This is a genomic window from Aeromicrobium sp. (assembly GCF_036675695.1).
Lineage (GTDB): Bacteria > Actinomycetota > Actinomycetes > Propionibacteriales > Nocardioidaceae > Aeromicrobium.
In genome coordinates this window covers 1-13632 of sequence record NZ_JAKFEL010000044.1, presented here as the reverse complement: position 1 = coordinate 13632, position 13632 = coordinate 1, and the positions used below count along the sequence as shown (strand labels likewise).

At 65.4% G+C, this 13632-nt stretch carries 12 protein-coding genes; 8 read left to right on the top strand and 4 right to left on the bottom strand.

Translation table 11 applies throughout. The features are described from left to right. A partial coding sequence (ftsE, locus tag V6M39_RS02330; protein ID WP_332642048.1) for a cell division ATP-binding protein FtsE occupies positions 1-612 on the bottom strand: 612 nt, incomplete at its 3' end. A gap of 166 nt (positions 613-778) precedes the next feature. On the opposite strand from ftsE, the gene V6M39_RS02325 reads away from it, so the two are divergent. From V6M39_RS02325 to V6M39_RS02315, 3 genes are read left to right on the top strand one after another with little or no spacing between them, the layout of a single operon-like run. Then, positions 779-2899, top strand: coding sequence for an MMPL family transporter (locus tag V6M39_RS02325; protein ID WP_332642047.1), 2121 nt, complete (start codon positions 779-781; stop codon positions 2897-2899). Between the two features lie 41 nt (positions 2900-2940). Continuing rightward, on the top strand, positions 2941-4089 hold the full coding sequence (locus V6M39_RS02320; RefSeq protein WP_332642046.1) for a sensor histidine kinase: 1149 nt from the start codon (positions 2941-2943) through the stop codon (positions 4087-4089). Next, a complete protein-coding gene (locus V6M39_RS02315) occupies positions 4086-4802 on the top strand; it encodes a response regulator transcription factor (protein WP_332642045.1) in 717 nt (238 codons plus the stop codon). Before V6M39_RS02320 ends, V6M39_RS02315 begins: the two co-directional genes overlap by 4 nt. Here V6M39_RS02315 and V6M39_RS02310 read toward each other — a convergent pair. Beyond that, complete coding sequence (locus tag V6M39_RS02310) at positions 4741-5937, bottom strand: ROK family transcriptional regulator (protein ID WP_332642044.1); 1197 nt, start codon at positions 5935-5937, stop codon at positions 4741-4743. The two genes, V6M39_RS02315 and V6M39_RS02310, sit on opposite strands and share 62 nt — an antisense overlap. Positions 5938-6045: 108 nt before the next feature. Here V6M39_RS02310 and V6M39_RS02305 point away from each other — a divergent pair, with 108 nt between their 5' ends. The 5 genes from V6M39_RS02305 (at position 6046) to V6M39_RS02285 (ending at position 11925) form a co-directional block, all read left to right on the top strand. Then, a complete protein-coding gene (locus V6M39_RS02305) occupies positions 6046-7572 on the top strand; it encodes a sugar ABC transporter ATP-binding protein (RefSeq protein ID WP_332642043.1) in 1527 nt (508 codons plus the stop codon). Further along, positions 7569-8564 carry an ABC transporter permease gene (locus tag V6M39_RS02300; RefSeq protein WP_332642042.1) on the top strand — a complete coding sequence of 332 codons (996 nt, stop codon included), beginning with the start codon at positions 7569-7571 and terminating at the stop codon, positions 8562-8564. Before V6M39_RS02305 ends, V6M39_RS02300 begins: the two co-directional genes overlap by 4 nt. Before the next feature lie 45 nt (positions 8565-8609). Beyond that, positions 8610-9659, top strand: coding sequence for a substrate-binding domain-containing protein (locus V6M39_RS02295; RefSeq protein WP_332642041.1), 1050 nt, complete (start codon positions 8610-8612; stop codon positions 9657-9659). Between the two features lie 84 nt (positions 9660-9743). Then, complete coding sequence (locus V6M39_RS02290; RefSeq protein ID WP_332642040.1) at positions 9744-10916, top strand: Gfo/Idh/MocA family protein; 1173 nt, start codon at positions 9744-9746, stop codon at positions 10914-10916. Between the two features lies 1 nt (position 10917). Continuing rightward, complete coding sequence (locus V6M39_RS02285) at positions 10918-11925, top strand: sugar phosphate isomerase/epimerase family protein (protein ID WP_332642039.1); 1008 nt, start codon at positions 10918-10920, stop codon at positions 11923-11925. Here V6M39_RS02285 and V6M39_RS02280 read toward each other — a convergent pair. After that, complete coding sequence (locus V6M39_RS02280; RefSeq protein ID WP_332642038.1) at positions 11922-12491, bottom strand: protein-L-isoaspartate O-methyltransferase family protein; 570 nt, start codon at positions 12489-12491, stop codon at positions 11922-11924. The genes V6M39_RS02285 and V6M39_RS02280 overlap by 4 nt on opposite strands. 6 nt (positions 12492-12497) lie before the next feature. Further along, positions 12498-13604 carry a peptide chain release factor 2 gene (prfB, locus tag V6M39_RS02275; protein WP_332642037.1) on the bottom strand — a complete coding sequence of 369 codons (1107 nt, stop codon included), beginning with the start codon at positions 13602-13604 and terminating at the stop codon, positions 12498-12500. Positions 13605-13632 lie beyond the last annotated feature (28 nt).

Sequence of the window (13632 nt, the reverse complement as noted above, 5' to 3'; positions counted from 1 at the left end):
CATCTGGTCGACGATCGTGGAGTCGTGGGTTGCCATCACGACAGTGGTGTCGGTGCGGTTGATCCGGTCGAGCAGCTTCATGATGCCGACGCTGGTCGCGGGGTCGAGGTTTCCGGTCGGCTCATCCGCGATCAGAATCATCGGCCGGTTGACGAACGCGCGGGCGACCGCAACGCGCTGTTGCTCACCGCCGGAGAGCTCGTCGGGCATCCGGTGCCCCTTGCCTTCGAGACCAACCATCTCGAGCGTCTCGGGTACGACCTTGGCGATCTCGCTGCGCGACTTGCCGATGACCTGAAGCGCGAACGCGACGTTCTCCGAGACAGTCTTGTTGGGCAGCAGGCGGAAATCCTGGAACACGGTGCCGACCTGGCGACGCAGCTTGGGGACCTTCCAGCTCGAGAGCTTGTTGATCTCCTTGCCGGCAACGTAGACACGGCCGGTCGTCGGCGTCGTCTCACGAAGAATCAGGCGAAGGAACGTGGACTTGCCCGAGCCCGAGGCGCCGACCAGGAAGACGAACTCGCCCTTTTCGATCTCGAGGTCGAGGGCGTCGAGCGCAGGGCGCTTCTGGCCCGGATAGGTCTTGGTGACCTTGTCGAATCGAATCACTCGAACGAGTCTAGGCAGACTCCCCCACCGAGGCCGGGAAGGCTCGCCCTGACGCCCCCGGTGCCTGCACTGCTCCAAGCGGAGTACACCCCCGGGCGTACGAGCGCCGGCGGCTTACACCCTGTGGCCGACGCCGCGCACCTCGTGTCACAGCCAGCATCGAAACATGCTCATCTCAGTCGTTCGCATTATCGCCACTTACCCACGCCGCGCCTTCGTCGCGGTCCTCCTGTTCGTCGTCGCGGCCGCCGCGCTCGGCGGATCCGTCGCTGGCGCCCTCGAGCCTGAGGGCGGCTTCATCCCCCGTGGAGCCGACTCGACCGTTGCGATCGAACGGATCGAGGACGCGACGGGCCGCGCGCCGAGCGCCGGCATCATTCTCCTCGTCGAGACACCCGGTGGCGCCGATGCCGCGTCCGATCGCCTCGAACAGGTCGCCGCGGACCTCGCCGACGAGGCAGGCGTCGTAGACGTCTCCTTTCCGTCCAACGACTCACCTGACCTCGTCGCCGAGGACGGCACGTCCGCGCTGGTCACTGGAACGGTCGAGGCCGATGTCGACCGAGACGCTGTGGCTGAAGCCATAGTCCATCGGTTCGAGGCAGCAGATGACGTCACGGTCGGCGGGCAGCTCATCTCGAACTTCCAGATCGGCGACACAGTCGGAGAGGACCTCGCCCGGGCCGAGACATTGGCGTTGCCGATCCTCGTCGTGCTGTCATTGTTGTTCTTTGGAGGTCGGGCCGCGCTCATGCCGCTCGTCGTCGGCGTCACGACGGTCCTCGGCACCTTCCTCGCCCTCGCCGGGGTCAACCAGGTCTACGGGCTCAGCATCTTCGCGATCAATCTCGTGATCGGCCTCGGGCTAGGTCTCGCGATCGACTACACGTTGTTCCTCGTGACCCGCTACCGCGAGGAGCTCGAACGGCAAGGCCCGGTGCCGGGCGCAATCGCCGTCACGATGCGCACCGCCGGACGAACCGTTGTATTCTCCGCGGCCACGGTCGCGGTAGCACTCATCACGTTGACCGTGTTCCCACTCGAGTTCCTCAAGTCGATGGGCATCGCCGGCGCGATCGTCGCGATCGTCGCGGCAGCGGCGTCACTCGTCATCGCGCCGGCCTTCTTCGGCCTCTGGGGTGCCAAGCTCACGCGTCGGTCCGCCGCCCGATCGACCGAAACGCGGCGGTGGTATCGACTGTCGCATGCCGTCATGCGCCGGCCCGGCGCAGTTGCCGCCATAACCGCCGTCGTCATGATGGCCCTCGCCCTGCCCGCGCTGCGAGCAAGCTGGAGCCCGATCGACAGCTCAGTCATCCCCGTGGACAAGAGTTCACGCACGGTGGCGGACACCATCCAGTCCGACTTCACCAGCTCCGGCAACACCCCGGTGACGATCGCTATCCAGATGGACTCGGGCGATCCTGCTGACGCTGTCCAGGCGTACGCCGACGAGGTCTCTCGCATTGAGGGCGTCACCGGGATCGCGCCGCCCGCCGAGCTCGACGGGCGAACGTGGCAGATCGACGTCACTGCCGACGGGGCGCCGGCCGGGGATGGCGCGCAGCGACTGGTCAGCGAGATCCGCGACATCGACACGACGCTGGACGTCAAAGTCACCGGGGCCGCGGCCGGATTCGTCGATCAACAAGACGCCATCGCGTCGAGCCTGCCGGCCGCCCTGCTCCTGTTGGTTGGCCTGACCCTACTTGTGCTGTGGCTCATGACCGGCTCGGTCGTCCTGCCGGTCAAGGCCGTCTTCATGAACGTGCTGACCGTGGGCTCGGCGCTTGGCATCCTGACCTTCATCTACCAGGACGGGCGACTAACCGGATTGCTCGACTACACGCCCAACGGCGGGATCGAGCCGACAGACTTCCTCGTCGCCGCAGCGCTCGTGTTCGCGCTGTCGACGGACTACGGGGTGTTCCTGCTCGGGCGGATCAAGGAGGCACGGGACGCCGGTGCGGGCGAGCGTGAGTCGGTTGCCGCCGGCCTGCAGAGCACAGGGAGCGTCGTGACAGCCGCGGCGATCCTCATGGCCGTCGCGATCGGTGCGTTCAGCACTAGCTCGATCTCGTTCATCCAACAGATCGGTGTCGCCACCGCAGCGGGGGTTCTGATCGACGCCTTCGTAGTGCGCTCGCTGCTCGTTCCAGCCCTCATGGGCCTGCTCGGCAAGTGGAACTGGTGGGCGCCGATGTCCCTGCGTCGACTGCATGACCGCGTCGGCCTTCAGGAGGGTGGTGTCGCCGAGCCCGATCTCGTCGACGTACGTACTCCCTGAGGACGATGACAGCGGCGTCGCCCTCCGCGTACTTTCGGGGGGTGACGCCGCTGCGCTGGACCTTCCTCGCCGATCTCGGCATCGTCGCGCTCCTGACAGCCGCGATGGTGCTCGAGTGCCTGATTTCGGACAAGCCGCAGTCCGATGTGACACCCGCGACACTCACCGTCATGGTGCTTACTTCCATGCCTGTCGTGTTCCGTCGAACCCATCCCACGATCGCGGTCTTCGCCGCGATGGGCGCACTGTTCGCGGCCTTTCCGGTGCTGCACATCTACCAGACACTTCCGTTCCCGACGATGGTCGCTGGCTACTCTCTGGCTCTGCACGCGGGCCGCAGGCGAGTGATCCACGTCGGGATCGCGCTGGTGCCGTTCGTCCTGCTCGCAATAGCGATCTTCAGCCCACATGGCTTGATCGACTTCGAGACCCCCAAGAACCTCGCGCTCGTCGGCTTGCCGCTGCTGTTGGGGGTCGCGATCAAGGACCGACGTGCCTACCTCGCCACTCTCGTCGACCGAGCCGAGACCGCCGAGCGGACCCGCGAGGAGGAGACGCTGCGGCGGGTCAGCGAGGAACGATTGCGTATCGCCCGCGACGTCCACGACGTCGTCGCGCACGCGATGGTCGCCATCAACGTCCAGGCCGGCGTCGGCGCGCATCTGATCGACCAGGATCACGACAGGGCACGCGAGACCCTCCTCGACATCAAACGCGTCAGCGGCGAGGCATTGACCGACCTGCGATCGACCCTCGGCATTTTGCGCACCACGGCTGACGACATCGCACCGGTCAGCCCCACCGATGGCATCGACGACCTCGAGGAACTCGGCACGACACTGCGGGCTGCGGGGATCTCGGTCGAGCTCGACATCGACCCGGCCATCGCCACCCTGCCCGCCTCGATCGGTGCTACCGGCTACCGCATCGTGCAAGAGGCGTTGACCAACGTTCTGCGTCACGCCGGGTCATCACATGCAGTCGTCAGCGTGCGCCGGCTGGACGGCGACATCGTGATCGACGTGCTCGACGACGGACCAGGCGTGACAACCAGCAGCACGGGATCGGGCAACGGTGTCCGCGGTATGCGTGAGCGTGCTCTCGCACTCGGCGGAACACTCGAGGCTGGGCCCGGGAGCGACGGCGGTTGGCGGGTCCATGCGCAGATTCCGATCGCGGTGAAGACGTGATCCGGGTCCTGCTCGCCGACGACCAGACGCTCGTACGCGCCGGCTTCCGCGCACTCCTCGACTCCGAAGCCGATATCGAGGTTGTCGGCGAGGCCGTCGACGGCATCACAGCCGTCGATCTGGCGACCGCCACGCGACCCGACATCATCCTCATGGACATCCGGATGCCGCATGTGAACGGTCTGGAGGCGACCAGGCGCATCGTGGCCGACCCAGCGCTGGCGAATACGCGCATCGTGGTGCTTACGACCTTCGAGGTCGACGAATACGTCTTCGGCGCGCTCCGTGCGGGTGCCTCCGGATTCCTCCTCAAGGACATCGAGCCCGTCGCCCTGATCGACGCCGTGCGCGTCGTGGCATCAGGTCAGGCCCTGCTCGCTCCTCGTGTCACCCGGACCCTGATCGAGGCGTTCGTGGCATCCGCCCCGACCGAGCGCACCATCGAGCCGCCCAACCACAGGCTCGACGTGCTCACGGCCCGTGAACGGGAGGTCCTCGGGCTGGTCGGCCGGGGAATGTCCAACCACGAAATTGCTGAGCACCTCGTGCTGTCGCCGCTGACAGCAAAGACCCATGTGTCGCGACTATTCCTGAAGCTCGGAGCCCGCGACCGCGCACAGCTGGTCGTCATCGCGTTCGAGACGAACCTCGTCAAGCCGTCTGCTGCGCCACGTAGTCGTCGACCGCCCGAGGAGCCAGCACTGCGTCGATGACCATGGCGCTGGCGCCGAGGATGCCGGCCCGACTGCCGGCAGTGGTGCTGACAATGCGTAGATCGTGCGTGGCGAGGGGAAGCGAACGTCCGTAGACGACCTCGCGTACGCCAGCGAGCAGGTATTCGCCGGCTTCCGAAAGCTTGCCGCCGACAACGATGACTGACGGGTTCAGCAGGTTCACACAGGTCGCAAGGACGGTGCCGATGTCCCGACCTGCCTCGCGTACGGCTTGCAGTGCCGCGATGTCGCCAGCTGCCACAGCGTCAACGATGCCCTGAGACCCGTCGATGTCGAGTCCCTTCGCACGCAACTTGGCTGCTATGGCTGGCCCAGCGGCGATTGCCTCGAGGCAACCGACGTTGCCGCACCGACACACGATGTCGTCTGGCGCTCCGGCTACCTGAACATGCCCGAGGTCGCCCGCCGATCCAAGCGCGCCACGCATCAGACGCCCGTCGGCAATGACGCCGGCGCCGATACCGGTGGCCACCTTGATCAGCAGCAAGTGCTGCGACGACTGCCAGGACGTGACGAACTCACCCAGAGCCATCAGGTTCACGTCGTTGTCGACGAGCACGGGTCCCTTGAAGGTCTTGCCCAGCTCTGCGGGAATGTCGAAGTCGTGCCAGCCCGGCATGATCGGCGGGTTGGCCGGTCGACCGGTGGCGTGTTCGACGGGACCAGGTACGCCGATGCCGACGCCGGCGACGTCTCGTATGGGACGGCCAATCTCCTTGAGCAGCTCAAGTCCGATGGTCGTGACCAGCTCGAGGACAGCCTCTGGGCCGTCGGCAATGTCACTGTCGATCGTCTTCTGCTGCAGGATCCTGCCGGCCAGATCGGTGACTGCGACGCTGGCGTGCGAAGCGCCGAGATCGATCGCGAGCACCACTCGGTCGTCGCGGTTGAGCGCAAAACGAGTGGGTGGACGACCGCCGGTCGAGGCCGCCTCACCGACTGGGGCCAGCAGCCCTGACGCGAGCAGCGCATCGACGCGAGCCGTGACAGTCGACCGCGCAAGGGATGAGAGCTGAGCCAACTCGGCGCGTGTGCGAGGGCTGCCGTCACGCAACAGCTGGAACAGCTCTCCGGTGCCGGCGAGCGTGGGGGGAAGCCCGGCGGGCACAGTCATGGCCATGAGTAAACCATGCCTCCTTCACACGTCGTGGTGACTCAAGTATGTCACGGAACGTCGGACTTTTGCTTGACGAACGACAAAAGGTGTGACTAGGGTCACGCCATGGTCTTGCTAGAAATGCGCGGCATCGTCAAGGAGTTCCCCGGAGTCCGGGCCCTCGACGGCGTCGACCTCGTGGTTCGCGCCGGCGAGGTGCACTGCCTGCTCGGCCAGAACGGCGCCGGCAAGTCGACGTTGATCAAGATCCTGTCGGGCGCACACGGTGTCGACAAGGGAACGATCCTGTGGGAGGGCGAGCCTGTCACCTTCGCCGATCCCATCGCGGCACTGGCGACCGGCGTCGCCACGATCTACCAGGAGCTCGACCTGATCGACGGCCTCAGCGTCGCCGACAACATCTTCCTCGGACACGAGATGGCAGTCGGCGGCATCACCCGCGACTCCGACATGAACAAAAAAGCGCGCGAGCTCCTCACCACGCTTGGCCACCCCGAGATCCGTCCGACCCGCGAGGTCGGCAGCCTCTCAGCCGCTGGCAAGCAGATCGTGTCGATGGCTCGGGCGCTCTCGCACGACGCCCGAGTGATCGTGATGGACGAGCCTTCGGCTGTGCTCGACCCTGATGAGGTCGACGGGCTGTTCAAGGTCGTCGAAGACCTGCGTGCCTCAGGCACGGCGATCATCTACATCTCGCACCGTCTCGAAGAGATCCGCCGCATCGGTGACCGACTCACGGTGCTCAAGGACGGCAAGACGGTCGCCTCGGATCTGCCCGCGAAGGAAACGTCCACGGCCGAACTGGTCCAACTGATGACGGGCAAGACGGTGTCGTCGGTGTTCCCTCGTCGTACGGACGACGTACCCGACGCCGCTCCCCTGCTCCAGGTCGCAGGCCTCGGGCGGGATGGCGAGTTCCACGATGTGTCGTTCGACGTACGCCCTGGCGAGATCGTAGGCATTGCCGGCCTCGTCGGCGCTGGACGCAGCGAGATCGTCGAGACGGTGTTCGGCGCACGCCGCGCGACCCACGGAACCGTCAAAGTAGACGGCAAGACGCTACGCAACGGCTCGGTCGACTCGGCAGTGGATGCCGGGCTGGGGCTGTGCCCCGAAGAGCGCAAGTCCCAGGGGCTGATCCTCGACGACGCGGTCTACCGCAACATCTCACTGGCGAGCCTCACCCGCTTCGCTCGCTATGGCATCTCCATGGAAGGCGCCGAACGTCGCGCCGCACGCGAAGCGGCAAAGTCGGTCGACGTACGACCCGACGCCCCCGATCGGATTATCCGCACACTCTCGGGCGGCAACCAGCAAAAGGTCGTCCTGGCCCGTTGGCTGCTGCGGTCGTGCAAGGTGCTGCTTCTCGACGAGCCGACTCGGGGCGTCGACGTCGGGGCGCGTGCCGAGATCTACAACCTGATCCGTGAGCTCGCCGATGCCGGAGTCGCTCTCGTGATTGTGTCCAGCGACATCGACGAGGTACTCGGCCTTTCGGACCGAGTGCTCGTCGTGTCCGACGGGCGGGTCGTGCACGAAGGACCCAGCACCGCCATCAACGCGTCCGGCGTGCTCGATCGCATCCTCGCAACCCATGACGACCAGCAAATGATCCAAGGAGACGTAGCGTGACCACCACGGTTGATGAAGGCACGAAGGCCCGCGGAGACGGCACCCGCTCACTCGGAGTCGCCCGCAATCTCGGCCTGATCATCGCACTGATCGTGCTGTGCATCGTGGGCATCGCCACCGCAGGCGACCGGTTCGCCAGCACCGACAACATGGTGACGATCCTGCGTCTTGCAGCGGTGCTTGGTGTGGTCGCAGTGGGCATGACGTTCGTCATCATCGGCGGCGGATTCGACCTGTCCGTCGGCGCGATTGTGGCGCTGGCGTCCGTCTGGGCGACCACAACTGGCACCCAGGCGATGGCGGACGACATTGGCTGGATCGCAATGGTGTTCGCGGCGGTGGTCGTGGGTGCGGCCTGCGGATTGATCAACGGGGTGCTGATCGCGTACGGCAAGATCGTGCCGTTCATCGCGACTCTGGCGATGTTCGCCTCCGCGCGTGCGCTCGCCGAGCTCATCGCCGATCGCAAGACGCAGATCATCACCAACCAGGGCTTCACCGACTTCTTCGGCGCGGAACCTCTCGGCATCCCGGTGATCGTCATCATCTTCGCCGTGGTCACGCTCGGCGGCTGGTTCCTGCTCAACCGCACGACATTCGGTCGGCGTACGTTCGCCGTCGGCGGCAACCCAGAGGCAGCGCGCCTGGCCGGCATCAAGGTGCAGCGCCACACGGTCTACCTCTACACGCTGGTCGGCACGACCTGCGGTATCGCCGCGGTGATGCTGATGTCACGCACGACCACCGGCTCGTCAACGCACGGCTTCCAGCTCGAGCTCGACGCGATCGCCGCCGTGGTCATTGGCGGCACCCTCCTGAGCGGTGGCCGAGGCACCGTCGTCGGCACGCTCTTCGGCGTCCTGATCTTCACCACGCTCTCCAATGTCTTCACGCTCAACAACCTCTCGACGTCGACCCAGAATGTCGCGAAGGGCGTGATCATCGTGGTCGCTGTGCTTCTGCAGCAGCGCATCGCGAATCGCAAAACCTGATTGCTGCACCACCACGTCACACCCCCATCACAACAGGAGTCACATATGTCCACCATCCATCCACGGAGGCGCCGCGCCTTCGCCCTTGTCGGCGCATTCGCGGCGGCGACTCTCGCACTCGGAGCGTGTACCAACTCTGGCGACGGCGACGACACCAGCGACGCCGTTGGCAAGAGCAACACCGACAACGACAAGTCCGGCGAGAAGGTAGTCATCGGCTTCTCGGCTCCTGCAGCCGACCACGGCTGGATGGGCTCCATCACCAAATCGGCGATCGCCCAGGCCAAGGAGTACGACGACGTCGAACTCAAGGTCGCCGAAGGCACCAACGACGTCAACCTGCAGATCTCGCAGGTGGAGACATTCATCAACGACAAGGTCGACGCAATCGTCCTGCTGCCGTTCGATGGTGCAGCCATGACAGCTGTGGCCCGCAAGGCCATGGACGCCGGCATCGTCGTGATCAACGTCGACCGTGAGTTCAACTCGCCGTTCGCCGCCCGCAGCACGATTCTGGGCGACAACTACGGCATGGGTGTCTCCGCCGGAACGTTCGTCTGCGACGACGCCAAGGGTGACAAGAACAAGGTTGTTGCCGAGATCGCCGGTATCGACTCGCTGCCCCTGACACAGGATCGCTCACGCGGATTCAAGGACGCACTCAAGGTCTGTGGCCTCAAGGTCAACAACCGCGTTGCGGCTGAATTCACGGTTGAGACGGGTGAGAAGGCTGCATCCAACCTTCTGCAGGCTGCTCCGAAGATCGACTACCTGTGGAACCACGATGACGATCAGGGTGTCGGCGTGCTCGCCGCCATCAAGAACGCCAACCGTGACGAGTTCGTGATGATCGGTGGCGCTGGTTCGGCCAACGTCATGCGCGACATCAAGGCGGACAACACGGTGCTCAAGGCGACGGTCGTCTACCCGTCGACACAGGCTGCCGACGGCATCAAGATGGCTCGCCTGCTCGTCCAGGGCAAGTCGATGTCTGACCTCGCCGAGATCGAGGTGCCGCGCCAGATCAAGCTCGCGGCGCCCGTGGTGACGAAGGACAACGTCGACACGTACCTCCCGTCGGCTTTCGAGTCCTGATAGGCAGGGGCCTGCGCATCAGCTGCCTGGTGCGCAGGCCCCAACACCACTTCTCCACCTCATACATTCCGGAAGGCAAGCCAGATGACTGACGCACTCGGGATCGGCATGGTCGGCTACGCCTTCATGGGCGCAGCCCACTCGCAGGCCTGGCGCACCGCCCCAGCTTTCTTTGATCTTCCGCTCCACCCCCGTATGGCCGCCGTCTGCGGCCGCAACGAGGATGCAGCCGGCAAGGTTGCCCAACGCTTCGGCTGGGAGTCAGTCGAGACCGACTGGCGCGCGCTGCTCAAGCGCGACGACATCAACGTGATCGACATCTGCACTCCGGGCGACACCCACGCCGAGATTGCCATCGAGGCACTCAAGGCCGGCAAGCACGTGTTGTGCGAGAAGCCTCTGGCCAACAACGTCGCCGAGGCCGAGGCCATGACGGCCGCCGCGGCCGAGGCCGCCAAGAACGGCATACGCGCCATGGTCGGCTTCACGTATCGCCGTACGCCCGCCGTTGCGCTCGCACAGAAGCTGGTCGCTGACGGTCGCATCGGCACGATCCGACACGTACGCGCTCAGTACCTCCAAGACTGGCTGACCGACGAGAACGCACCACTCAACTGGCGCCTCGACAAGGACAAGGCTGGCTCCGGCGCTCTCGGGGACATCGGAGCCCACATCATCGACATGGCTCAGTACGTCACTGGTTCGCAGATCGCATCGGTGAACGGGATGCTTGAGACATTCGTCAAGACGCGCCCAATCGGGGGCGAACACGCGACGCTCGGGGGGTCTGCCAGCTCCGATGCTGAACGTGGTCCGGTGACCGTCGACGATGCGGCCGTCTTCACCGGCCGCTTCGTCGACGGCGCCATCGGCGTGTTCGAGGCCACCCGCTTCGCCAATGGCCGCAAGAACGGCCTGCGGCTCGAGGTCAACGGCTCGAAGGGTTCGTTGGCGTTCGACTTCGAGGACATGAACGTGCTCGAGTTCTTCGACGGCACCGAGGATCCCTCGATCGCCGGGTTCCGTCGGATCATCGTCACCGAGGCATCGCACCCCTACATCGCCGCGTGGTGGCCACCCGGGCACGGGCTCGGCTACGAGCACGGCTTCACCCACCAGGTCGTCGACTTCGTCAACGACATCGCCGCGGGCAAAGACCCCGTACCTTCATTTGCCGACGGCCTCGCCGTCCAGCGCGTCCTCGACGCGGTGGCCGCGAGCTCCGAGGACGGCACCACTCATACGACAGGAGCTTGAGATGGCACGACCGATCACTCTATTCACCGGGCAGTGGGCTGACCTGCCGTTCGAAGAGGTGGCGCGGCTCGCTGGTGAGTGGGGCTACGACGGCCTCGAGATCGCCTGCTGGGGCGATCACTTCGACCCGTGGCAGGCCGTTGAGGACCCGCAGTACGTACAGTCGCGCCACGACATCCTGGAGAAGAACGGCCTCAAGGTCTACGCGATCTCCAACCACCTGACCGGTCAGGCTGTCTGTGACGACCCGATCGATGGGCGCCACGAAGGAATCCTGTCGTCGCGCATCTGGGGCGACGGAGATCCCGAAGGCGTACGTCAGCGAGCCGCCGAAGAGCTCAAGAACACCGCCCGCGCCGCCAAGCTGCTCGGCGTCGACACGGTCATTGGCTTCACCGGCTCGTCCATCTGGAAGTACGTCGCGATGTTCCCGCCAGCGTCTGAGGAGATGGTGGCCGCCGGCTACCAGGATTTCGCCGATCGCTGGAACCCGATCCTCGACGTCTTCGATGAAGAGGGCGTGCGGTTTGCGCACGAGGTGCACCCGAGCGAGATCGCATACGACTACTGGACGACTCACGCGGCGCTCGACGCGATCGGTCATCGCGAGGCGTTCGGACTCAACTGGGACCCGTCCCACTTCATCTGGCAGGACCTCGATCCGCTCGGATTCCTGTGGGACTTCAAGGACCGGATCTATCACGTCGACTGCAAGGACGCGAAGAAGCAGGTCGGCAATGGTCGCAACGGCCGACTCGGCTCGCACCTGCCCTGGGCCGACCCCCGGCGCGGGTGGGACTTCGTGTCGACGGGTCGGGGCGACGTGCCATGGGAGGCGTGCTTCCGCATGCTCAACACCATCGGCTACGACGGCCCCATCTCGATCGAGTGGGAAGACGCCGGCATGGATCGCCTGCTCGGAGCACCTGAGGCGCTGGCGTTCGTGAAGAAGAACCTCTTCGACGCACCGGAAGCGGCGTTCGACGCGGCCTTCAGCTCGGGCGACTAGGTTTCGACGAGCGGCACGAACGAGTACGCGCCGTGCGTCGTGGTGACAAGGCCTTCGGCCGTACGGCGTACTCGTGTCATCGCGTGGCCCACTGGCACGACCATGACTCCGTCGACACCCAGCTGTTCGACGAGGGAGTCGGGAAGCTTGCGCGCTGACGCAGACACGAGGATGCGGTCGAACGGAGCCGCGTCCGGCGCGCCAAGCACGTCCGGGTCAGCTGGCCGGATCGAGGCCCATGTCGTCTCCTGCTTGGCGAGGTTGTCGGCTCCCCACATTGCGAGCTCAGGGACGAGCTCGACGCCGAGTACCGAGCCGGAAGAACCCACGAGCCGAGCGAGCAGAGCCGTCGTCCAGCCAGAACCCGCTCCGACGTCGAGCACGTGCGCTCCGGGATGTACGTCCAGCAGCTCCAACATGTTTCGCACAGTCGTGGGCTGAGAGTTGGTCTGGCGGTTGCCGATGGGGAGCGGAGCATCGACGGATGCGAGCGCCCGGTCCTCCGGTCGCAGGAACTCGGCTCGATCGACGGCAGCGAATACCTCGTCGATCCCGAGCGCGTCCATACCTGCCTAGGCGGCCTGACCCCGGCGCCAACGGATTCCGGCTTCAATGAAGTCGTCGATCTCACCGTCGAGCACCGCCTGCGTGTTGCCGGTCTCGTATTCGGTGCGCAGATCCTTGACCATTTGGTACGGGTTGAGGACGTAGTTGCGCATCTGGTCGCCCCATGACGCCTGTACGTCGCCGCGCATCTCGTCGAGCTGCGCCCGCTCTTCCGCCTTCTTGAGGGCGAGCAGCTTGGCCTTCAGAATCACCATGGCGCTGGCCTTGTTCTGCAGCTGGCTCTTCTCGTTCTGGCAGCTGACGACCGTGCCGGTCGGAATGTGGGTCAGGCGTACGGCGGAGTCGGTGGTGTTGACGCTCTGGCCGCCGGGACCCGAGGAGCGGTAGACGTCGACGCGGATCTCTTCCTCCGGGATGTCGATCTCGTCGGTCTGCTCAAGCACTGGCACGACCTCGACGGCTGCGAACGACGTCTGACGTCGCCCTTGATTGTCGAACGGCGAGATGCGTACGAGGCGGTGCGTGCCAGCCTCAACCGAGAGCGTGCCGTACGCGTAAGGCGCCTTGATCGCGAACGTGGTCGACTTCAGCCCGGCTTCTTCTGCGTACGACGTGTCGTAGACCTCGACGGTGTAGCCGTGGCGCTCGGCCCAGCGGATGTACATACGCTGCAGCATCAGCGCGAAGTCGGCAGCATCCACGCCACCAGCGCCGGAGCGGATCGAGACGAGGGCGTCGCGCATGTCGTACTCCCCCGACAGCAGCGTGCGCACCTCGAGGGCGTCGATGGCCTTCTGGATCTTGACCAGCTCGCTGGTGACCTCAGCCTCAGCGGAAGCGTCGCCTTCTTCGGCGGCCATTTCCTGCATGATCTCGACGTCGTCGAGGCGCTGGCGCAGTCCGGTCACGCGCTCGACCTCAGCCTGCAGACCGGACAGACGGCTGGTGACGCGCTGCGCGTTGGCCTGGTCGTCCCAGAGTCCGGGGTCGCCGACCTCTTCCTGCAGGGACGCGATCTCGGTCCGGATGGAGTCGAGGTCGAGGACCTTCTCGATCGACGTCAGGGTCGCGTCGAGGGCCTTGAGCTGTTCTGCGAAATCAGGTGTTGCCACCCGTCGAGGTTACAGGGAGAGGTCAGAT